This window comes from Acinetobacter sp. S-1, assembly GCF_059579785.1.
The window spans coordinates 3,701,217-3,722,639 of sequence record NZ_CM184207.1 but is presented as its reverse complement, the minus strand read 5'-3'; the positions used below and the strand labels follow the sequence as shown (position 1 = coordinate 3,722,639).

20 protein-coding genes and 2 pseudogenes are annotated in these 21,423 nt (G+C 39.1%); 18 read left to right on the top strand and 4 right to left on the bottom strand.

Annotated features, from left to right (window positions below; all coding sequences use genetic code 11):
- Positions 1-152: 152 nt before the first annotated feature.
- Positions 153-1,859, top strand: a complete 1,707-nt coding sequence (dld, locus tag AC52J8_RS17860) for a D-lactate dehydrogenase (RefSeq protein WP_197738953.1) — start codon at positions 153-155, stop codon at positions 1,857-1,859.
- Positions 1,860-1,906: 47 nt separating this feature from the next.
- Here the strand turns inward: dld and AC52J8_RS17855 are convergent, their stop codons facing one another.
- Both AC52J8_RS17855 and AC52J8_RS17850 read right to left on the bottom strand, forming a co-directional pair.
- Positions 1,907-3,121 carry an amino acid aminotransferase gene (locus AC52J8_RS17855; RefSeq protein ID WP_005309021.1) on the bottom strand — a complete coding sequence of 405 codons (1,215 nt, stop codon included), beginning with the start codon at positions 3,119-3,121 and terminating at the stop codon, positions 1,907-1,909.
- 335 nt (positions 3,122-3,456) lie between these two features.
- Positions 3,457-3,591: pseudogene (locus AC52J8_RS17850) on the bottom strand (hypothetical protein).
- A gap of 45 nt (positions 3,592-3,636) precedes the next feature.
- Between AC52J8_RS17850 and AC52J8_RS17845 the strand changes: the two are divergent.
- The 9 genes from AC52J8_RS17845 (at position 3,637) to AC52J8_RS17805 (ending at position 12,992) form a co-directional block, all read left to right on the top strand.
- Positions 3,637-4,347: a GntR family transcriptional regulator gene (locus tag AC52J8_RS17845; RefSeq protein ID WP_001153627.1), complete on the top strand. Its 711-nt coding sequence runs from the start codon at positions 3,637-3,639 to the stop codon at positions 4,345-4,347.
- A complete protein-coding gene (prpB, locus tag AC52J8_RS17840; RefSeq protein ID WP_004706036.1) occupies positions 4,340-5,224 on the top strand; it encodes a methylisocitrate lyase in 885 nt (294 codons plus the stop codon). Before AC52J8_RS17845 ends, prpB begins: the two co-directional genes overlap by 8 nt.
- 269 nt (positions 5,225-5,493) lie before the next feature.
- Positions 5,494-6,651 carry a bifunctional 2-methylcitrate synthase/citrate synthase gene (gene prpC / locus AC52J8_RS17835; RefSeq protein ID WP_002120737.1) on the top strand — a complete coding sequence of 386 codons (1,158 nt, stop codon included), beginning with the start codon at positions 5,494-5,496 and terminating at the stop codon, positions 6,649-6,651.
- Positions 6,651-9,257: a Fe/S-dependent 2-methylisocitrate dehydratase AcnD gene (acnD, locus tag AC52J8_RS17830; protein ID WP_086611699.1), complete on the top strand. Its 2,607-nt coding sequence runs from the start codon at positions 6,651-6,653 to the stop codon at positions 9,255-9,257. The genes prpC and acnD overlap by 1 nt, the downstream gene beginning before the upstream one ends.
- Positions 9,258-9,371: 114 nt before the next feature.
- Positions 9,372-9,968 (top strand): hypothetical protein, encoded by a 597-nt coding sequence (locus tag AC52J8_RS17825; protein ID WP_086611697.1) that lies wholly within the window; start codon positions 9,372-9,374, stop codon positions 9,966-9,968.
- Complete coding sequence (locus AC52J8_RS17820) at positions 9,955-11,037, top strand: DUF262 domain-containing protein (protein WP_086611695.1); 1,083 nt, start codon at positions 9,955-9,957, stop codon at positions 11,035-11,037. The genes AC52J8_RS17825 and AC52J8_RS17820 overlap by 14 nt, the downstream gene beginning before the upstream one ends.
- A gap of 347 nt (positions 11,038-11,384) precedes the next feature.
- Entirely contained in the window at positions 11,385-11,519 is a 135-nt protein-coding gene (locus AC52J8_RS17815; protein WP_001983336.1) for a zinc ribbon-containing protein, read from the top strand.
- 122 nt (positions 11,520-11,641) lie between these two features.
- Positions 11,642-12,217: a DUF4126 domain-containing protein gene (locus AC52J8_RS17810; RefSeq protein ID WP_005079585.1), complete on the top strand. Its 576-nt coding sequence runs from the start codon at positions 11,642-11,644 to the stop codon at positions 12,215-12,217.
- Positions 12,218-12,482: 265 nt separating this feature from the next.
- Positions 12,483-12,992, top strand: a complete 510-nt coding sequence (locus tag AC52J8_RS17805) for an NUDIX hydrolase (protein ID WP_086611694.1) — start codon at positions 12,483-12,485, stop codon at positions 12,990-12,992.
- Between the two features lie 1,158 nt (positions 12,993-14,150).
- Here AC52J8_RS17805 and AC52J8_RS17800 read toward each other — a convergent pair.
- Positions 14,151-14,843, bottom strand: coding sequence for a tetratricopeptide repeat protein (locus tag AC52J8_RS17800; RefSeq protein ID WP_086611692.1), 693 nt, complete (start codon positions 14,841-14,843; stop codon positions 14,151-14,153).
- A 262-nt stretch (positions 14,844-15,105) separates the two neighbouring features.
- Between AC52J8_RS17800 and AC52J8_RS17795 the strand changes: the two genes are divergently transcribed.
- Genes AC52J8_RS17795 through AC52J8_RS17785 form a run of 3 tightly spaced genes read left to right on the top strand, consistent with a single transcriptional unit; the run spans position 15,106 to position 19,200 of the window.
- On the top strand, positions 15,106-17,880 hold the full coding sequence (locus AC52J8_RS17795) for a type VI secretion system Vgr family protein (RefSeq protein WP_086611690.1): 2,775 nt from the start codon (positions 15,106-15,108) through the stop codon (positions 17,878-17,880).
- Positions 17,870-18,760, top strand: a complete 891-nt coding sequence (locus AC52J8_RS17790; protein WP_228149127.1) for a triacylglycerol lipase — start codon at positions 17,870-17,872, stop codon at positions 18,758-18,760. The genes AC52J8_RS17795 and AC52J8_RS17790 overlap by 11 nt, the downstream gene beginning before the upstream one ends.
- Complete coding sequence (locus AC52J8_RS17785; RefSeq protein ID WP_086398818.1) at positions 18,757-19,200, top strand: hypothetical protein; 444 nt, start codon at positions 18,757-18,759, stop codon at positions 19,198-19,200. Before AC52J8_RS17790 ends, AC52J8_RS17785 begins: the two co-directional genes overlap by 4 nt.
- A gap of 88 nt (positions 19,201-19,288) precedes the next feature.
- Here the strand turns inward: AC52J8_RS17785 and AC52J8_RS17780 are convergent.
- Positions 19,289-19,408: pseudogene (locus AC52J8_RS17780) on the bottom strand (4Fe-4S dicluster domain-containing protein); the annotation flags it as partial.
- Positions 19,409-19,423: 15 nt separating this feature from the next.
- On the opposite strand from AC52J8_RS17780, the gene AC52J8_RS17775 reads away from it, so the two are divergent.
- From AC52J8_RS17775 to AC52J8_RS17755, 5 genes are read left to right on the top strand one after another with little or no spacing between them, the layout of a single operon-like run.
- Entirely contained in the window at positions 19,424-19,786 is a 363-nt protein-coding gene (locus AC52J8_RS17775) for a hypothetical protein (RefSeq protein WP_086398817.1), read from the top strand.
- A 6-nt stretch (positions 19,787-19,792) separates the two neighbouring features.
- Positions 19,793-20,134, top strand: coding sequence for a hypothetical protein (locus tag AC52J8_RS17770; RefSeq protein WP_032005690.1), 342 nt, complete (start codon positions 19,793-19,795; stop codon positions 20,132-20,134).
- A gap of 4 nt (positions 20,135-20,138) precedes the next feature.
- A complete protein-coding gene (locus tag AC52J8_RS17765) occupies positions 20,139-20,627 on the top strand; it encodes a hypothetical protein (RefSeq protein WP_086398816.1) in 489 nt (162 codons plus the stop codon).
- 8 nt (positions 20,628-20,635) lie between these two features.
- On the top strand, positions 20,636-21,046 hold the full coding sequence (locus AC52J8_RS17760) for a hypothetical protein (protein ID WP_086398815.1): 411 nt from the start codon (positions 20,636-20,638) through the stop codon (positions 21,044-21,046).
- Entirely contained in the window at positions 21,000-21,419 is a 420-nt protein-coding gene (locus AC52J8_RS17755; protein ID WP_086398814.1) for a hypothetical protein, read from the top strand. Before AC52J8_RS17760 ends, AC52J8_RS17755 begins: the two co-directional genes overlap by 47 nt.
- Positions 21,420-21,423 lie beyond the last annotated feature (4 nt).

The window sequence follows — 21,423 nt, the reverse complement described above, 5'->3', positions numbered from 1 at the left end:
ATCGAAACGGCGGCATCCATGCCGCCAACCACGATAGTAAATACAGGGCTGATTCACATTAGGGAATGAGCTAATTAAATTATAAATTACAAACGGTAAGATCCCGTCGTGTTGGTCTAATTTGATAAATGGATGACCAAAAGGAAACCATCATGCAAACATTTTCTCCTCAAGCAGTGATCGAACGTTTACAGAATATTGTAGGGCGTTCTTATGTTTTGACCGATGATCAAAGTACGCGTCAGTACCGCCAAGGTCGTCGTTTTGGTGAGGGGAAAGTACTTGCAGTGGTTGTACCAGGGACCTTGCTAGAGCAATGGCAATTGTTGCAGACTGCAATTGAGGCAGACTGTATTGTGATTATGCAGGCGGCCAATACAGGACTCACTGGTGGTTCAACCCCATATGGCGATGATTATGACCGTCCTGTTTTAGTCATGAGTACTCGCCGATTAAAGGGTATTCAAGTCATCCATGACGGCAAGCAAGTCATTTGTTTACCAGGTGCAACCTTAGATAATTTAGAGCAAATTTTAAAAGGTTATGACCGTGAGCCACATTCAGTAATTGGTTCATCTTGTATAGGTGCATCGGTACTTGGCGGTGTCTGTAATAACTCTGGCGGTGCATTGGTACGCCGTGGTCCTGCGTATACTGAACTGGCGTTATATGCTCAGGTAAACGCTACTGGTCAGTTAGAACTGGTAAATCATTTAGGCGTAAATTTAGGCTCGACTCCCGAAGAAATCTTAACTCGTTTAGAGAAGAAACAATACCAAGCCGTAGATATTTTAGATGATAGCGAAAAACAGGCATCGGACCATCGTTATGCCCACGATGTGACTCAAGTCGATGAAGATACACCTGCACGTTTTAATGCAGACCCGTCACGTTTGTTTGAGGCTTCGGGTTCGGCAGGTAAAGTCTGCGTGTTCGCTGTACGTCTTGATACTTATGAAAAAGTAGAGAGTAATGTCTTTTATATTGGTACTAATGATGCCGATGATTTAACAGCCATTCGCCGTTATTTACTGACCTCACTGCCAAGCCTACCGATTGCAGGCGAATATATTCACCGAGATGCTTATTTGATTGGTGAAAAGTACGGAAAAGACACGTTCTTATTTATTGAGAAATTTGGCACAGCCAATGTTCCAAAAGCTTTTGCGATGAAAGATAAAGTCGATGGCTTTTTGGAAAGATTTAAAATTAAAGGTTTAACAGACCATATTTTACAAGCGATTACCTTCTTTTTACCGAGTCATTTGCCGAAGCGTATGACCGAATATCGAGATCGTTATGAGCATCATTTAGTTTTACGCGTCGAAAATAATTCAAAAGCACAGACCGAGCAGTTTTTAAAAGAATATTTTGCAGTGCATCAGTCAGGTCACTATTTCGTATGTAGTGAAGAAGAAGGTCGAAAGGCGTTCTTGCACCGTTTTGCGATTGCGGGGGCAGCAATTCGTTATCGTGATACGCATCGTAGTGAAGTTGAAGATATTGTGGCGCTTGATATTGCGTTACGTCGTAATGACCGCGAGTGGGTAGAGCAACTACCAGCCGAGATGGAAAAGAAAATTATCCATAAACTCTATTATGGGCATTTCTTTTGTCATGTGTTCCATCAGGACTATATTCTTAAAAAGGGCAATGACCCGTTAGAAATGGAACATCAAATGTGGAAGTTGTTGGATGCGCGTCGTGCTGAATATCCAGCAGAGCATAATGTTGGGCACCTTTACATTGCCAAACCTGCATTAGCCAATTTCTATCAAAAACTCGACCCAACCAACAGCTTTAACGTAGGTATTGGTCATACCTCAAAACTGAAATATTGGGGCAAAACCAAATCTTAATATCGAGAAATAAAAAAGGCGCCGAAGCGCCTTTTTTTATAGATGTATTATGCCGCTTCTACAGATTTAGCAAGTACTTCTGCAACTGCTTTAGCAACAGTGTAAACATTGTTCATGTTTAAACCTGCTACACAAATACGACCACTACGTACTAAGTAGATTGCATATTCTTCACGCAAGATATCAACTTGCTCAGCAGTTAAACCTGTGTAGCTGAACATACCTTTTTGGTTTACAAGGTAGCTAAAGTCACGGTCTGGTAATGCTTTAGTAAGTTCATCTTTCAAGATGCTACGCATTTTAATAATACGCTCACGCATCTCTTTCACTTCACCTTGCCATTGTTGGTTAAGTTCAGCGTCATTTAACACTTCATCAACTAACCAAGCGCCTGTTGTAGGAGGGCTAGAGTAAATACGACGTACAGTCGCTTTTAACTGACCAAATGTGCACTGAGCAGCTTCTGCATCGTCACATACGAAAGTTAAGCCGCCAACGCGCTCGCCATATAAAGAGAAGATTTTAGAGAACGAGTTGCTCACAATGAAGTTTAGACCCGCTTGGTCTAAAGCACGGATTGCATACGCATCTTCTTCCATACCATCGCCAAAACCTTGGTAAGCGATGTCTAGGAATGGAATAAGGTTACGGTCTTTTAATACTGCAATCACTTGATCCCACTGCGCTGGGTTTAAGTCAGCACCAGTTGGGTTATGGCAGCATGGGTGCAATAACACAATGCTTTGCTCAGGCAAAGTTTTAAGTGTAGACAACATACCGTCAAAATCTACACCACGAGTTTCGTTGTCGAAATATGGGTAGAAATGAGTTTTGATACCAGCGCCATTGAAAATCGCAACGTGGTTGTCCCAAGTTGGTTGGCTTACCCAAACGTCTGAATTTGGGAAATAAGTTTTTAAGAAATCTGCACCAACTTTCAATGCACCTGAACCACCAAGTGTTTGGATGGTTACAGCACGGCCAGCTTTAACTGCTGGGCTGTTTGCACCAAATAAAAGTGCTTGAATTGCTTCACGGTAAGGTTTGAAGCCTTCCATTGGCAAATAAAGTTTGGTTTTACCGTTCTTAGGCTCAATACGCTTTTGCGCCTCGATAATGGTCTCTAACTGAGGAACAATACTGTCTTCGTTATAATAAAGACCAATACTCAAGTTCACTTTTCCAGAACGAGTATCAGCATTGAACTGTTCCATTAAAGAGAGAATTGGATCGCCTGCGTATGGGGGGATATGTTGAAACATCAAAAAAGTCCTTTCATTCAACAATATGCATAGTGCTCGGTTTTTTCTGTCTCGAAAAATACGCCACAACTATGTCGATGCTCAATAATGTATCAATAAAGCTACCGTGAAGCACCTGATAATTTCACTAATATCGATATTTTCTGGATGAAAATGATAAAAAGATTTAAAAGAAATTACGGTAAATAGATACTAATTTATAACTCATGCTTTCATTCAAGCAGATTGTCTACAATCTTGCTGTAATACATTGGTTGTAGACTAAAGTTTGAAACAAAAGTTTAATGACTAAAACGTAACTAAGAAAGAGTCATAAAACTATAGACAAATAGACACTAAATTATTGTTTTATAAATATTAACTGGCAAGTGGTTTAATGCTTTAAATATAAGGTGATATAAGCGGTCAGGCTATAAAAATTGACCTGATGCGTTCTGTAAAGTGTCAACAATCACCTTGATTTTTTTTATTCATACCGCTATAAAACTCATAATTGATTAAAAATTGTCGACAATATGCAAGATTTGACCTTCGCACCAGAGCCTCTACAAAGTCAGGGAAGAACACTGACCGAGAATGTATTTAAACAAATACAGACGGCGATTGTTTTGGGTCAAATTCCGGCAGGTAGCAAGATTTCCGAGCCTGAACTGGCACGCACTTATGGCATCAGCCGCGGGCCTTTACGTGAGGCGATTCATCGCCTTGAAGGGCAACGTTTGGTTGAGCGTACTGCACATGTGGGCGCGCGCGTGGTTTCGCTGTCACTGCAACAATTTAAAGAGCTTTACCAGATTCGTGCGTCTTTAGAAGGTTTGGCTTGCAAACTTGCGGCACAGCATATTGATAAAAAGCAAATCTTGGCGTTACGTGATGTATTGCGTATGCATGCCGAAGATGAAAACTTTAAAGCAGGTAAAGGATATTACTTGCAAGAAGGGCAGGACGATTTTCACTATTGCATTATCAAAAGTAGTGGCAATAAAACCCTAGAAAAAATGCTATGCGATGAGCTTTATCACCTCATCCGCATGTATCGAATTCAGTTTTCAAACACACCCGATCGACCTAGCAAAGCTTGGGACGAACACATCCGTATTTTAGATGCAATTGCAGAAGGCGATGGTGAACTTGCCGAGCTGCTCATGCATCGACATATCAATGCTTCTTACAAAATTATTGAGCAAACACTGCTACAAGCACAAGGAGAACATAACAATGGCTAAACAATCCGCAGGTCAGCTATTTCGCGATGCAGTAGCCCAAGAAAAGCCATTACAAGTGGTTGGAACTATCAATGCCAATCATGCACTTTTGGCAAAACGTGCAGGTTATAAAGCGATTTACTTATCAGGTGGTGGTGTAGCAGCTGGTTCTTTAGGCTTACCTGATTTGGGAATCAGTAACCTTGATGATGTGTTGACAGACGTACGCCGTATTACTGATGTATGTGATCTTCCGTTATTGGTCGATGCGGACACAGGTTTTGGTGCTTCTGCATTTAACATTGCCCGTACGACAAAAGCACTCATCAAGTTTGGTGCTGCGGCAATGCACATTGAAGACCAAGTGGGCGCAAAACGTTGTGGTCACCGTCCGAACAAAGCCATTGTGACTCAAGAAGAAATGGTTGACCGTATTAAAGCTGCGGTTGATGCGCGTGGTGATGACAGCTTCGTGATTATGGCACGTACCGACGCATTGGCAGTAGATGGCTTACAAGCTGCAATTGACCGTGCGGGTGCCTACATCGAAGCGGGCGCAGACATGTTGTTCCCTGAAGCAATTACTGAGCTTGATATGTACAAGCAATTTGCTCAGAAGACTGGCGCACCGATTTTAGCAAACATCACAGAGTTTGGTTCTACACCACTGTTTACCACTGAAGAGTTAGCATCTGCCGATGTAAGCCTTGCGCTTTATCCGCTTTCTGCTTTCCGTGCCATGAACAAAGCAGCCGAAACTGTGTATGAAACCTTGCGTAAAGAAGGTACTCAAAAGAACGTGGTTGATATTATGCAAACGCGTAAAGAGTTATATGAACGCATTAACTACTATGCATTTGAAGACTACTTAGACAACGCATTTGCTAAAAAGAAGTAATAAATTAAAAAGTTGATTAATTGGAATCTGATACTCGGAGGCGTCATCTGCAACTGTTTGAGACAGGACTACATTTTTTAAAAATGGTTCTGCGATAGATAGGATATTCGATGGTTGTGGACGAGTTTTGCAGATGACAATGGTTTTGCCTACTTTTCCCGAAAGAAAAGTAGGTCGAACCGAAGGTTAATCCTGAAATAAGAAGTGAAAATGGTACGACTCCGTCGTGCTTAATAAATAAATTCAGATAGATAGGAAAGGACAATCTTATGAGCTCAAATGAAACAACAACAGGCTTCAAACCAAAAAAATCAGTTGCACTTAGCGGACAAGTTGCAGGCAACACAGCACTTTGTACCGTAGGACGTAGCGGTAACGACTTGCACTATCGTGGCTATGACATTCTTGACCTTGCAGCGGGTAGCCAGTTTGAAGAAGTTGCTCACTTGCTCGTACATGGCAAATTACCAAACAAAGCTGAACTCAAAGCCTATAAAGCAAAATTAAAAGCACTTCGTGGCTTACCAGCAGCACTTAAAACTGCACTTGAACAATTACCACCTTCTGCACACCCAATGGATGTGATGCGTACAGGTGTTTCAGTGCTTGGTTGCTTAACGCCAGAACACGAAGACCATAACGAAGCTGGTGCAAAAGACATTGCTGACAAATTAATGGCAAGCCTAGGTTCAATGCTGCTTTATTGGTACCACTTCAGCAATAACGGTCGTCGTATTGAAGTTGAAACAGATGACGACTCAATTGCAGCGCATTTCTTACATTTGCTTCATGGCGAAAAACCATCTGAAGAATGGATTCAAGCAATGCATACCTCTCTGATTTTGTATGCTGAGCACGAATTTAACGCATCTACATTTACCTCACGTGTGGTTGCAGGTACAGGTTCTGACATGTACTCGGCAATTACAGGTGGTATTGGTGCACTTCGCGGACCTAAGCACGGTGGTGCAAACGAAGTTGCATTCGTGATTCAACAACGTTACGACAACGCAGACGAAGCAGAAGCTGACATCCGTAAGCGTGTTGAAAATAAAGAAGTTGTGATTGGTTTTGGTCACCCTGTATATACAGTTTCTGACCCACGTAACGAAGTGATCAAGAAAGTGGCGCATGACTTAGCGCAAGCACAAGAGAACACCAAAATGTACCTCATCGCTGAGCGTTTAGAAGCAGTGATGAAAGAAGTGAAAAACATGTTCCCGAACCTCGACTGGTTCAGTGCGGTGAGCTATCACTTGATGGGCGTTCCAACTGCCATGTTCACACCGTTATTTGTGATTGCACGTACAGCAGGCTGGTCAGCACACGTGATTGAACAACGCCAAGACGGCAAAATCATTCGTCCAAGCGCGAACTACACAGGCCCTGAAAACCTCGAATTTAAACCATTGGCGGAGCGTGGTTAATGAACACAAAATACCGTAAACCGCTGGCAGGAACCCAGCTTGAATATTACGACGTGCGTCAAGCCGTTGAAGATATTCAGCCAGGCGCATACGAAAAACTGCCTTACACCTCTAAAGTACTCGCTGAGCAATTGGTACGCCGTGCCGATGCCGAGAACTTAACTGCTTATTTAACGCAGCTAATTGAACGCCGTCAGGACTTGGACTTTCCTTGGTATCCTGCGCGCGTGGTGTGTCATGACATTTTGGGTCAAACTGCTTTGGTTGACCTTGCAGGTTTACGTGATGCGATTGCTGACAAAGGCGGTGACCCATCTAAAGTCAACCCAGTTGTGCCGACTCAGCTCATTGTTGACCACTCTTTAGCAGTGGAATACGGTGGTGCTGACCCAGACGCTTTTGCAAAAAACCGTGCTGTTGAAGACCGTCGTAACGAAGACCGTTTCCACTTTATTGAGTGGACTAAAACAGCATTTAAAAATGTCGATGTGATCCCTGCGGGGAACGGCATTATGCACCAGATTAACCTAGAAAAAATGTCTCCGGTTATTCAGGCGCGTGATGGTGTAGCATTCCCTGACACATGCGTCGGTACAGACTCGCACACGCCACATACAGACGCTCTGGGCGTAATTTCTGTGGGCGTGGGTGGCTTAGAAGCTGAAAACGTAATGTTAGGCCGTGCATCTTGGATGCGTCTGCCAGACATTATTGGTGTTGAGTTTGTAGGTCAGCGTCAGGCAGGCATTACTGCAACAGATATCGTACTTGCCTTAACTGAGTTCTTGCGTAAAGAGCGCGTAGTCGGTGCATACCTTGAGTTCTTTGGTGAAGGTGCTGACAGCATGTCTGTGGGCGACCGTGCAACCATTTCGAACATGACACCAGAATATGGCGCTACGGCTGCAATGTTCTACATCGACCAAAACACAATCGACTACTTACGCTTAACAGGCCGTGAAGATGCTCAAGTCGCATTGGTTGAACAGTACGCAAAAGAAATTGGCCTTTGGGCATTTGACATGACCAAAGCAGAGTACCCACGTGTACTTCGTTTTGACCTATCAAAAGTGACACGTAACATTGCTGGCCCATCAAACCCACATGCACGTGTATCAACTGCCGACCTAAAAGAAAAAGGCATTGCGGGTGTTGTTGAAAACCGTTCTGATGGCTTAATGCCAGATGGCGCAATCATTATTGCTGCAATTACTTCATGTACCAACACTTCTAACCCACGTAACACCGTAGCGGCAGGTTTGTTGGCGCGTAAAGCAAATGAGCTAGGTTTGGTTCGTAAACCTTGGGTGAAATCATCATTTGCACCGGGTTCAAAAGCGGCTGCACTTTACCTTGAAGAAGCGGGTGTTCTAAAAGACTTAGAACAACTTGGTTTTGGTATTGTGGCTTATGCTTGTACGACCTGTAACGGTATGTCGGGCGCTTTAGATCCGGTCATTCAACAAGAAATTATTGACCGTGACCTGTACGCAACAGCAGTACTCTCTGGTAACCGTAACTTCGATGGCCGTATCCATCCTTATGCAAAACAAGCGTTCTTGGCATCTCCACCACTTGTTGTGGCATATGCAATTGCGGGTACGATTCGTTTTGACATCGAAAAAGATGCGTTAGGTCATGACAAAGACGGTAACCCGATTTACCTCAAAGACATCTGGCCATCTGACGCTGAAATTGATGCATTAGTTAAGGAAGCCGTGAAGCCTGAACAGTTCCGTAAAGTCTACATTCCAATGTTTGACTTGGGCGAAGTTGAACAAGCGAAAAGCCCACTTTATGACTGGCGTCCACAAAGTACTTACATCCGCCGTCCGCCATATTGGGAAGGGGCGTTAGCTGCACCACGTACTTTAGCGAACATGCGTCCACTTGCGATTTTGGGTGACAACATCACCACCGACCACTTGTCGCCTTCAAATGCGATTTTGATGGACTCGGCTGCGGGTGAATACCTTCACAAAATGGGCGTACCAGAAGAAGACTTCAACTCATATGCAACGCACCGTGGTGACCACTTGACTGCACAACGTGCAACATTTGCCAACCCGAAACTCTATAACGAAATGGTGGTTCGTTCAGACGGTACCATTAAGCAAGGTTCAAAAGCGCGTGTAGAGCCAGAAGGCGAAGTGATGCGTATGTGGGAAGCGATTGAAACCTACATGAACCGTAAGCAGCCGTTAATTATTATCGCGGGTGCTGACTATGGTCAGGGGTCAAGCCGTGACTGGGCTGCGAAAGGTGTCCGCCTTGCTGGTGTTGAAGCGATTGTGGCAGAAGGTTTTGAGCGTATTCACCGTACCAACTTGGTGGGTATGGGTGTGTTACCACTTGAGTTTAAACCGGGTGTAAACCGTAAGACTTTAAAACTAGATGGTACAGAGCTTTATAGCGTGATTGGTAATATTGCGCCGCGTTCGACTTTAACTTTAGTGATTGAACGTGCCACAGCAGATGGTAAAGAAGAGATTCTTGAAGTACCTGTGACTTGCCGTTTAGATACAGAAGAAGAAGTTTCTGTATATGAAGCGGGCGGTGTATTACAACGTTTTGCACAAGACTTTTTAGAAGGCCAAGTGGCTTGATACTTTAGTTAAAAATCATTGATATTGTTTAAAAAAAGCCCTATTTTGATGATAGGGTTTTTTAATTTTTTATAGGGTTGTTTTTAGTTTATAAGAGGTGAGGTATTTGAAAAAATGCTGAAAGTCGATTTAATTGATTTTATAAAAAAACATGATGTCATGGAAATATATTACAAATATCTTATTGGGCAAGAGGTATGGTATTTTAAAGATCAAGGGGAGGGCCACAGTGAAAAATATGATGAATTTAAAAAATTTATTTCTAAAAACTTAGATATTCCATTTAATAATATTGCAATTGTAGGAAGTGCGAAAACTAAGTTTAGTTTTTCACCTCGAAAGGAGTTTAAAGAGTTTTGTGAGGATTCTGATCTGGATTTAATTATTGTATCGAAATATTACTACAAAAAAATTTGGAATGCTTATAGAAAAATCTCACAGGAAACTAATTTGAACGGTTTTCATTATAAAGCAAACAATATTTTTAATGGTTTTATTGGAATCAAAGATACAGATGAAACATATGGTAATGAAGATTTAAAAGAGTGGCAAAGGTTAGTAAGAACTTTTAAGGCTGAATTACAATTGAAATTCTCTGTTAACCATGAAGTGAACTATAGAATATATGCTGATTGGGAATCGGTTCAAGATTATCATATACGTGGCATTAATAAATTAAAAGAAGGGTTAGTGAAAAGTGAAGTTAATTGATTTGATTGATATTCAACCGCAGAATATTAAGTGGTTATATGATTTAAATGCAAAGGGGTTATTGATTGTTGATGATTCATTTCAAAGAAACTATGTTTGGAATCAGAAAAATCAAATTCAATTGATAGAGTCAGTAATAATGGGTTATCCCATTCCTGAAATTTATGTTTGGAATGTGGGAACTGACGAAAATACAGGCGATACAAAATATTCTATTGTTGATGGTCAGCAAAGAACTGGGGCAATTTTTCAATTTGTTGCAAATCATTATAAGCTTACCGATTCTGTTCTTAATAAAGAAACAGATTGTTATGAAAGAATTAGAAATAAATTTTTTAAAGATTTAGATGCGGAAGATAAAAAAGCAATTTGGGCATATATTTTTTCAATACGATTAGTTAGAAACAATGTTGCTAGAGATAATATTGTTAAGATGTTTCTCCGATTAAATAGTAATAATTTGACATTAAACCCACAAGAATTACGTAATGCAGAATTTGAAGGGGAGTTTATGAAGGTCGTATCAAATCTTTCTGAATTAGAATTCTGGAACAATAATAAAATATTTGGAATAGCTGATAGAAGGAGAATGCATGATATATCATTTATAAGTACACTTTTAGTTTTTATGAAACAAGGGATTCAAGAAGATGTAACTCAAAAAAATCTTAATAGAATTTATGACCTTTATAATGATTTATATCCTGATAAAGAAAATGATATTGCTAAGTTTAATCAGCTGATAAATGAAATTGATCAAATTATTGAGGAAAATGAAGGTAGAAGAAAAGTTCTTAAAAGAAATGTTCATTTTTATAGTTTATTTACATCTCTTTATGAATTAATAAGTGATGGTACAAAACTAAGCTCACAACAATTAAGTAATTATAGAAAATTTCTAGATAATTATGATAATGAAGAGTTTTTGAAAAATTATTTTTCTAGAATTATTAGTGAAATTTATCAATATAAATCTTTGTCAAAAGAAGGTACTAGAGATAAAAATAATCGCCTACAGCGACATAATATTGTGAAAAGTATAATTAATTATGATAATTCAACTGATTGATTATATTAAATTTCATATATCTGTGATAAATAAAAAAAGCCCGACATCCTGTCGGGCTTTTTCGTATTTGGTTGCTAGATATGACTCCTGTCGTATCTCACGATCCTGATGCATGAACCTATTATTGTTGTTTTATGTTCCGGAACATCCTGTTCCTGTATGAGTTCATATTAGAAAAAAAGCAGGGGACAGCCAATCCGCTAAATCCCTAAATCTGTGTAAGATAAATCGTACAAATAACATTTTTTGCATTTATGCCATCATCATTGGGCGAAATGGACAATTGACATTCACTTTAAGTGGGTTATATTCCTGTTTAATATATATACGATTATAGGAATGTAATCATGGTAACAGCTGGCGAAAAACCCGGAACAGGCTTCTATTTCTGTGCTCAGTGCGGACATAGAGTGTTTTTAGAAATTAATACCGACCCTTTACCACCTTGCACGAAATGCTACTGCACGCAATTTAAACGTTAAGAATGAAATAATATTTGCGTTCGCATTTAACAAAAAGCCCTGTCACCTGATGGGGCTTTTTGTTAATTTAAAAATAAGACTTACATAACAAGACCCGTGATGGGCATGAAAAGGAAACCGTTATGGAAACAATATTGGGTTTATGTATTGGCTTGGGGCTGAGCGCTGCCTGCGGTTTTCGCGTGTTTGTGCCGCTACTGGTCATGAGCATTGCCACCATGATGGGATGGTTTGAGCCATCGAAGGGCTTTGAGTGGTTAGCTCTACCATCGGTGTGTTTAGCTTTAGGTGTGGCAACGGTGTGTGAAGTTGCAGCTTACTATATTCCGTGGGTCGATAATGCCTTAGACACAGTCGCAACTCCTGCGGCGATGATTGCGGGTACATTAGCTACAATGGCGGTTAGCAGCGGAGAAATGTCTCAGTTTGCCAGTTGGGCGGCAGCGATTATTGTGGGCGGTGGTACGGCAGGTGTGGTGCAAATGAGTACCGTTGCTGCACGCGGTGTTTCAACTGCAACTACGGGTGGTTTGGGTAATTTTGTTGTTGCGACAGGTGAGTGGATTGGAGCAATCTTACTTTCAGTTTCAGCAATGTTAGTGCCTGCGCTTGTTGCGGTAGTGGTGCTGATAGCGATTATTTTAGCGGTACGTTGGATCCGCCATAAAAAGCAAGAACAGGCGCATAGTCCTCTATAGGTTTAGCCTAAACATATTTTTAAACAGCAATAAAAAAAGCCCAACATCCTGTTGGGCTTTTTCGTATTTGGGTACTAGATATGACTCCTGTCGTATCTCACGTCCTGATGCATGAACCTATTATTGTTGTTTTGTGTTCCGGAACATCCTGTTCCTGTATGAGTTCATAATAGTAAACAAGTAGGATGTCGCCAATCCGCAAAATCCCTAAAAGTTTGTAGGTTAAAACGTACATTCAGAAATAATTTAACTTTTTAAAGTGAATATGAATAATAGCCACCTTGTTACTTTAAGAAAAAATCAAATGCGTATTAGAAAATCTTCAAGACTATTAGTTCTTAATGAAAATTATCAAATCCTGTTATTTCAGTTTACTCATACAAATGATGCTTTGGCTGGACAATCACATTGGGCAACCGTAGGTGGCGGGCTTGAAGAAGGGGAAACCTTCGAGCAAGCAGCTTGCCGAGAGCTTTATGAAGAGTTGGGCGTAGTACGACAAAATGTAGGCACTCATGTTGCAACACGCAATTTTGAAATGATGTTACCAAGTGCAGAAATTGTGAGTTCTGATGAAAGACTTTTTATTGTTTTTATTAAAAATGAAGAAGTGAATACAGCAAACTGGACTGAACAAGAAAAACTTGTGATTAGTAAAAGTCGTTGGTGGACATTTGATGAACTAAGTCAAACTGACGAGATTGTTTATCCAAACAACATTCCTAATATTCTTATAGATAGCCTCCCAGAAATTTTTAAACCTTTAAATATTTAGATATAAAAAAAGCCCGACATCCTGTCGAGCTTTTTCGTATTTGGTTGCTAGATATGACTCCTGTCGTATCTCACGCTCCTGGTGCATGAACCTATTATTGTTGTTTTGTGTTCCGGAACATCCTGTTCCTGTATGAGTTCATATTAGGAAAAAAGTAGGGTGTCGCCAATCCGCAAAATCCCTAAAAGCTTGTAGGTTAAAACGTACAAGATCGCTTTCGATATATTATTTTGCATTCAACTTTAGGCCCCTGTGCCACAATAGACTTTAATCTTTTGCGCTGATTTAAAGTAAGAAACCATTGCAACACAGAGATAGAGGAGCTAAGCCAAACGCTTAGCCAGACTACTTTTGTCACACCGCTACATGGTGCTCAGAAAAGTAGGGACAAAGTCCTGTGGGAGAACAAGACTTTGCAAACTGAAAAACCGTAGCTGCTTAGAACCAAATTTAAAGCCAAAATAGGTTTATAAATTGTCATATTATTCTCATAATAATTTATATCTATGAGTAGAATAAAAATATAATTAGTTTTAAGATTTAAAATAATTTTAGGTAATAATTAATCCTCCCATAATTATAGGGAAATAAAATAATTAAATTTTTAAAATAAAAAATAGTTTATGAATTTAAAAAATCAGGCAATAGAAAACCTAAATTTTAAATAAATAAAATGATTAAGCAGGAGAGGGAATAAGTTTGAAAAGTGTCATGGTCAACTCCTTATAATTTATGGAGTCCTACCACCAGATTACCGCGAATTAATTTATGGTGGTAGAACGGAAAGGGGTTGACAGACTGGGATCCATAGAACCAGCACGCACGGGGCGTCCCCCAACCGTCCTACCGCAAAGAAGGGGGACGCAAGGGTCCAGCGAATTATAGCAGAACTATAATCCGTGGTGGATCAGCGGTCTGTCAAAACCGACTGGCAATGTAGGCCAGCAACGAAATAATAATCGGTGATTTTAATTGCGTCAATTTAATATTTAAAATATTTTTGATTTAATAATAAATCTAAATGTATTTTTAAAATAATAGAATTAATATTTAAATTTAATTAGAAAAAATAAATAATAAAATGGTTTGATCGTGTAATTTTATTAATAATATAAATTTATCACTTTATAAGTAAAAATATTATAGGGGTGTCTATCTTTATTCTAAACTTTTAAGAACTTCTTTGGCATCTACATCGCCTGCATTGGCAGCTTGCTGAAACCATTTCTTTGCCAGTTGCAGGTTTTTCGGAGTGCCTTCACCATTTAAATACATCTGGGCCAAGTTGTATTGGGCATCACTTTCGCCATGCTCAGCCGCTTTGGTGTACCACTTAAGCGCTTGCTCATCACTTTGGGTGACGCCGTGACCTTTTTTATATAGCTGAGCTAAATTATATTCTGCGGGTGGGTAGCCTTGCTCGGCAGCACGACTAAACCATTCAAACGCCTTTCCATAGTCTTGCGCAGTTCCTTCACCTCTGTCGTATAACACCCCTAAGTTATATTGCGCTTTAGCATGATCCTTGGCCGCAGCTTTGGTGAAATAATCAAAAGCGCGCTTGGGATCTTTTTCTACACCCGTGCCTGTGTAATACAGCATTCCTAAACTATATTTTGCCCCCACGCTTCCATTTTGGTCAGCCGCAGTTAGCCATTTAAACGCTTGCTCAAAATTTTTAACAACGCCTTGTTCACCGCTTAAAAGCATCATGCCCAGATGATATTGAGCAACAGCTTGCCCTTGTTCTGCACGATATTGAATATCGGCCACACTCGGTTCAGCAAATGCTGAAGAATGAATTGAAAAAATCATCGTAAATATATAAAAAGCAGACTTTTTTATTTTCATATCCCGTCCTGAATTTTATTAATTTTAATATTTATTTTTCTTTAATATCTATTTGAATATAAAAGAAAAATATTAAATATGTTTGGGTGGTTTATAGCACTTTAAAATGAGTAAATTTTACGGATTAAATACCCATTTAATAACAAATTAACGTAAAACCGCATATTTAGACTAGTTACATTTTGAAAATGAGTATAGATAGACAGATTAGTCTTTTTTTAATTAAAATGCGGCCTAAATATAAGTTTGATTGATAATAAAAATGCAGATGAGTGTGTCGAGTATATTGGAGCGTTTAGGCGTTGTTTCACAAAATCGCGCTGTTCATATCCAATTCTCAAATCAGTCTTTAAATCAGCAAGTCTTCTTGCAACGCATCGAGGGCGAACATACGCTCAACCAAGGTAGCGTTGCTGAGTTGCTGTGCCTATCGACAAACGCGCATATTGCATTAAAACAATTTATTGGCTGTCAGGTTGCCGTCGATCAGGTCACCGATACAGGCCAGTTTTTTAGAACTACGGGTATTATTACAGAAGCCAGCCAAGGGCAAAGCGACGGCTCACTCACTATTTATAACCTCACCTTAAAAGACCCAACTGCACTCTGGCATAAACGCCGTAATAGCCGCGTATTTATGAACAAAAGCGTGCGCGATATTAGCGAAATTCTGTTTAAAGAATGGCAGGGTAAAAGCCCGTTATTTGCCGCAAGCTTAACCCTCGACACATCTGGGTTAACCAAAGACTACGATGTGCGTCCATTTGTGATGCAGTCTAACGAAAGCGATTATGACTTTTTAACCCGTTTGTGGCGTAGTGAAGGCATTAACTGGTTGGTCGATGAGTCACAGCTTTTTGTCGCTGACCCGAATGCTTCTATCCAGCCACAAGTACTGCGTTTAATTGACGATAACCAAAATTATCAGGCACTTGAACGTCGTAGCCTACGTTACCAACGCAGCAGTGCCACAGAACAGTTCGATACCATTACTCAAGTCAAGGCAGAGCGCCGCTTACAACCAACCTCGGTTCATGTGCAACGCTGGCAAGCCGATGCGCTACAACAAGAAGAAGGCAGCGGTAGCGTACAAGGTAAACAGCAGCACAGCGAACACTATGACAATGCAAGCCTAAATCTTGAAGACGCATGGCATGTCAGCCCAGCGTGGATGCAAGATTTAAACGGTGAAGACCAAGCCACAGCTTCAGGCAATAACCAGATTGAACAACTGAACCAGCACATGAATGCTTACCATCATCTAAATTCTAAACAATTTACCGTTTCAGGTAACGTCCGTGATGCACAGGTCGGTTACTGGTTTGAACTCAATGACCATCCTGAACTCGACCAGCATGACAGTGCCGATAAAGAGTTTTTAATCTTAAGCAAACACTACTATAACCAGAATAATTTACCCAAAGAATTACAACAGCAACTTGAGCGACTATTACCAAAAGACAAGCTTAAGGCAGCCCAACTCGACAGCCAAAACCCTGAGCAACGCCACTTTGCTGAGCTGAATGTCGTTCGTCGCAATATTAAAGCGGTGCCTGAATATAACCCGCTACAGCACCGACCAGCTGCTCATCCGCAGCGCGCTAGAGTGGTGGGGTTGGAAGGTGAAAGTATTCATGTTGACCAGTGGGGACGTATTAAGGTCCGTTTCCTGTTTACTCGAACTGACGACCATAGCCATGATGGGGGAGCAGGCAGTAACGACAATGACACCGACTCGGCTTGGGTGGATGTGCTGACCCCGTGGGCAGGTGCAGGTTATGGCGCACGCTTCTTGCCACGTGTGGGTGAGATCGTGGTGATCGATTTCTTTGACGGCAACATTGACCGTCCATTTGTGGTGGGACGTATTCACGAAGCTGAACGGCATCCAACCCAGTTCGACCAGAAAGGCCAACTACCTGATACCAAGAAACTCAGTGGTATCCGCTCCGAAGAAGTCGACGGTAAGGGCTTTAACCAGCTACGTTTTGATGACACCACAGGCCAGATCAGTGCCCAACTACAAAGCAGCCATGCCGCAAGCCAATTAAACCTCGGTAACTTAAGCCATCCAAAAGACAAGGCGGAAAGTGATGGCCGTGGTGAAGGCTTCGAACTCAGAACAGACCAGTGGGGTGCAGTCAGAGCAGGCAGTGGCTTACTCGTTAGTACCCACAAACAGGATCAGGCTCAAGGTGTACACCTTGATGCAAGCGAGGCCAAGCAACAAATCGAAGGCGGCCTCAACAATGCCAAGGCACTCAGTGAAGTTGCTAAAAATCAGCAAACTGACCCGTTAGAAAATTTAGAAAACCTAAAATCTTTTATTGAAAAACTTGAGCAGCAAGACAACGCAAAAGCTAAAACCTTTAAAGAGGCAATTATGCTGCTAGCGAGTCCAAATAGCATCGCGCTGAGCAGTAACGAAGACATTCACTTAAGTGCAGATGGGCAGCTCAACCAAACTGCTGGTGATAGCATTAATCTGTCTACCCAAAAGAATTTAATCGCGCATGCCCAAAATAAAATTAGCCTTTTTGCGGCTCAAGAAGGGGCAAGACTTTATGCAGGCAAAGGCAAAGTTGAGATACAGGCTCAAGGTGACGGAGCAGATTTAATTGCCCGTAAAGCTGTGCAGGTGATTTCGACCGAAGACAAAATTGAGGCCACAGCAGCCAAAGAAATTGTACTCACCGCAGGCGGTTCTCAAGTCAAAATTACCGGTTCAGGTATTTTCATGACTACAAGCGGTAAGTTTGAGGTGAAGGCTGGGCAGCATTTGTTTATGGGAGGCGGGAGTGTGAATAGTTCATTACCGTATCTACCCGAACAAGGAAAACAAAAATATGGTTTATGGTTCGATGTAATGGATAAACAAGGAAATAAACTGAAACCGGGCACGGGATATATTATTTTTGATGAAAATGATAAAGAAATTGAGCGGGGTAAGTTAGATAGAACAGGCTTGGTTAAGTTGGAAACTGAAGAGCCGAATAAGCAATATAAAATACATGTGGTGATAAACGATGGGCACTGAAGCACAAGCTTATGCTAATTTGGTTAAGACAACAATGGGAACGGTTAATCCTGTGCCAGCGATTGTACCAGTTAAACTTAAAGTTTATACCCAAAGTTTTACAGCCTTTGTTGGCGGGGCTGCTGATAAATATCCTTTTATATATGGAGATGTTAAACCACCAGGTGTGGGAGATTCTTTAGGGCCTACAGAAATTGTTGGAAATTATGCAAAAAACTTTAATACGGGGAATGCAAAAAATTTAAAACAATATTATGGCTATGAAGAGGCTTATAATAATAGAAAAGTAGCTGTTCCTGCAGCCTCAGGTAAAAGAAATGCTTTTAAAGATATTCTTGATGTTTATACAAAGAATCCACAAACTCAAATTAATATTATAGGTCATAGTCTAGGTGGTTGGAATTCATCGGGTTTAGTTGCAGAACTACACAAAGCAGGGGTACCAGTCAATTTATTAATTACTATTGACCCTGTTGGAGTTTTATTATCAAAAGCGACTCCAAATATATTAGCTACTCCAGCAGTAAGAGCCCAAATTTATTTACTAGCGCCACGACCTGTTGCAGATAATTGGATAAATATTTTTTGTAAACCAAATAATAATGTTGTCACTGATCTAAAGAATACGGTGCAATGGGAGGGCTATAAACCCAAATGGAAAGGATATAATCCTAGCCCTACTAGTTATACAACAGATGATGTAATTGCTGATGCTGGAGGGCAATGGGATAGTTATCCAAAAGAACACAGCAATACATTTCATGAAACTAAATTTAGTCATGCTTGGTTTAGCAAAATGATGCGTGAAACAATACCTAGTATATCTAAATCACCAGAGCAAATATTGCAAGCCGAATTAAAAAAGGTTCAAATAAAATGAAGTTTTTATCATGTGTATGGATATTTTTATTATTTGGTTGTACTTCTAAAAACATAGATTCTCAATCTACCGATATTAATTTTGGAAAATTTAAATATTTCCAATCTATGTATAGTGGAGAAAAAACATACCAAGGTTCTGTTACAAGCTCTTCTTCTTTAAAAGAAATTTCTGAAAAAAATGCATTTCCTATTTCTAAGCTAAATTGTTTGGAAAATCAGTTTATGGTAAGAGGTGGAGTAGACTTAGATTCAGAAGAAATTAATAATCAATTATATAAATATATAGCACATGTCGAAATATGTAAAAATGATGATTGTTCAGTCGATATTAAAAAAGCAAAAATTGATACTGAATGCAGAATTGAATTAAGGAAAAATTACTCAAATGATGCTTATCAATCAAATAAAGCAAAGTTGACGAATGCTAATTTTGAATAAAATCAAGTTGTTGTTGCTGAAGTTGATCTTTAATTTATTAAGTTGAGAACTAGAAATGTAATAAACCCGCTAAAGCGGGTTTATTTATTTACATGTTCGAGTAGTTTAGACCACCGCTGCCTTTAGGTGTTACCCATGTTATGTTTTGAGATGGGTCTCTAATATCACAGGTCTTACAGTGAACACAGTTCGCTGCGTTAATATTAAAAAGGGAGTTTTTCTAATGAAATTTAATAAATTGGCTGTAATATTTTTAACTTTGAGTCTTTGTGGCTGTAGTAAGGATTATAATATTGAACCAAATAAGCTTCCGATAGCATATATTGGCAAAGAATATAATCAGACATTAAAAATTACTGGTGGAAGAGTGATACCACAGTCTTTTGAGGTAAAAGATAATTTTCCAAGTGATATGAATATCTCTATTGAGCCAATAGACCAAAATGAAGCGGATGCTTATAATAATTTAAAAATTTCTGGAGTTCCAAAACATAAGGGAACTTTTACGATTCATATATATGCCAGTTTTTATGCTGGTGTTGATGATAAGTTAAATAAAACCTATGAATTTGTAGTTAAAGAATAAAAAGACATGTTTCGATATATTCTATTGGCAATGACCCTTAATAGTTGTAGCAACTATGATGTACAACCAAAGGAACTCGCTGTAGCTCATGTCAATGAAGCATATTCCCAGAATATAAAAATTAGTGGCGGCAAAGTAGTGGATAAGTATTTTGAAATAGATACTGATATGCCTGATGATTTAGGATTAAAAATTCAACCAAACAATGACACTAGCGGTTTTAATAACTTTTCGATTAAAGGTATTCCCAAACATAAAGGTGAATATATAATAAATATTTCAACAGGGTTTTATGGCCGTGGTAGTGATGAGCTAAATAAGAAATATAAATTAATTATTGTAGAATGAATAGATGCATAAATATTTTTTAATTATTTTATCCATTTTATTGTCGGGTTATAATCCTTTAGCCAAAAATGAGAAAGAAAATTTTAAGGATATAGCCCTTAAGAATTTAACTTATTCTCATATGGATGGTATGAGTGGTGATATTTTTAAATTTAATTTAGAAATAACTGATGATTTAAAGAATGTTTATCAAAACGGGAATTATAAATATTCACATTTTAAGTGCGATAATATTAAAAATTATCTTATTGTAGGTGCTATCTCAGTTGAAGGAGAAAAGTTAAAGAATGGAAAATATACTTTGTCTGGATACTTCAAAGTTTGCGAAGATGAATCAATGAATGTATGTATCGCTAAGAATCAATTGGAAAAATTGTTAACTAGTAATATGTCTTGTAGAGTAGTTTTTGGAGGCTTATTACAAAGTAGTAAAGTTGTAGCAGATAATATTTTAATATCAAAAGAAGCTATAAGAAAATCCAATTTCCAATAGAGTTTTAAATGAAAAAATTTCTTTATCTATTAGGGCTAATTTTTTTAAGTGGATGTAGTGAAAAAATTTCAAATTTCACAATAGAACATACTAAGAAAAGCAATGAAAAATTAAATTTTGCTATGAAAATTGAAGGTAAGGAAGTTTTAAACAAAATAAAAAAATCATCATCAAAAAAGTTTATTTGTGAAAGTATGATTGATCCTCAGCAAACATTAGATGTGGATATCGATAGATTTGAGAATAACCAAATTGATGTATCTGTAGAATTTTGTTCAAATAATGATAATAGAAGCTGTGAGCCTATAGATATAAGTTCAGTTAAAAAAATTAATTTAGAATGCCAAGCAGTTTTCTCTGCAATGATTAGTAATATCTCTAAATCAGAAAAATTTCCAATTGTATGGGAAGAAAAATAATTTGTTTAAAAATCTGAAACTTGACTTGATAACTTTAGGTATTCCCTTGTTACTTATGGCAGGGTGTGGTCACGAATATACAATTGAGCCTGAAAGGCTTCCAGTAGCCTATGTAGGAAAGGCATATAATCAGCAATTAAACATATCAGGTGGTAGAGTGATACCATATTCTTTTGAAGTTGAAACTAATTTCCCTAGTGATATGAATATCTCTATTAGCCCAATAGATAAAAATGAAGCGGATGCTTATAACAATTTAAAAATTTCTGGAGTTCCAAAATATAAAGGAACTTTTACGATTCATGTATATGCAGGTTTTTATGCTAGTGGTGATGGGAATTTAGATAACACCTATGAATTTGTAGTTAAATAATAAA

Bases quoted from the DNA above. Each gene is read 5' to 3' on its own strand.
- dld (WP_197738953.1), top strand. From the start codon at position 153: ATGCAAACATTTTCTCCTCAAGCAGTGATCGAACGTTTACAGAATATT.
- AC52J8_RS17855 (WP_005309021.1), bottom strand. From the start codon at position 3,121: ATGTTTCAACATATCCCCCCATACGCAGGCGATCCAATTCTCTCTTTA.
- AC52J8_RS17845 (WP_001153627.1), top strand. From the start codon at position 3,637: ATGCAAGATTTGACCTTCGCACCAGAGCCTCTACAAAGTCAGGGAAGA.
- prpB (WP_004706036.1), top strand. From the start codon at position 4,340: ATGGCTAAACAATCCGCAGGTCAGCTATTTCGCGATGCAGTAGCCCAA.
- prpC (WP_002120737.1), top strand. From the start codon at position 5,494: ATGAGCTCAAATGAAACAACAACAGGCTTCAAACCAAAAAAATCAGTT.
- acnD (WP_086611699.1), top strand. From the start codon at position 6,651: ATGAACACAAAATACCGTAAACCGCTGGCAGGAACCCAGCTTGAATAT.
- AC52J8_RS17825 (WP_086611697.1), top strand. From the start codon at position 9,372: ATGCTGAAAGTCGATTTAATTGATTTTATAAAAAAACATGATGTCATG.
- AC52J8_RS17815 (WP_001983336.1), top strand. From the start codon at position 11,385: ATGGTAACAGCTGGCGAAAAACCCGGAACAGGCTTCTATTTCTGTGCT.
- AC52J8_RS17810 (WP_005079585.1), top strand. From the start codon at position 11,642: ATGGAAACAATATTGGGTTTATGTATTGGCTTGGGGCTGAGCGCTGCC.
- AC52J8_RS17805 (WP_086611694.1), top strand. From the start codon at position 12,483: ATGAATAATAGCCACCTTGTTACTTTAAGAAAAAATCAAATGCGTATT.
- AC52J8_RS17800 (WP_086611692.1), bottom strand. From the start codon at position 14,843: ATGAAAATAAAAAAGTCTGCTTTTTATATATTTACGATGATTTTTTCA.
- AC52J8_RS17795 (WP_086611690.1), top strand. From the start codon at position 15,106: ATGCAGATGAGTGTGTCGAGTATATTGGAGCGTTTAGGCGTTGTTTCA.
- AC52J8_RS17790 (WP_228149127.1), top strand. From the start codon at position 17,870: ATGGGCACTGAAGCACAAGCTTATGCTAATTTGGTTAAGACAACAATG.
- AC52J8_RS17785 (WP_086398818.1), top strand. From the start codon at position 18,757: ATGAAGTTTTTATCATGTGTATGGATATTTTTATTATTTGGTTGTACT.
- AC52J8_RS17775 (WP_086398817.1), top strand. From the start codon at position 19,424: ATGAAATTTAATAAATTGGCTGTAATATTTTTAACTTTGAGTCTTTGT.
- AC52J8_RS17770 (WP_032005690.1), top strand. From the start codon at position 19,793: ATGTTTCGATATATTCTATTGGCAATGACCCTTAATAGTTGTAGCAAC.
- AC52J8_RS17765 (WP_086398816.1), top strand. From the start codon at position 20,139: ATGCATAAATATTTTTTAATTATTTTATCCATTTTATTGTCGGGTTAT.
- AC52J8_RS17760 (WP_086398815.1), top strand. From the start codon at position 20,636: ATGAAAAAATTTCTTTATCTATTAGGGCTAATTTTTTTAAGTGGATGT.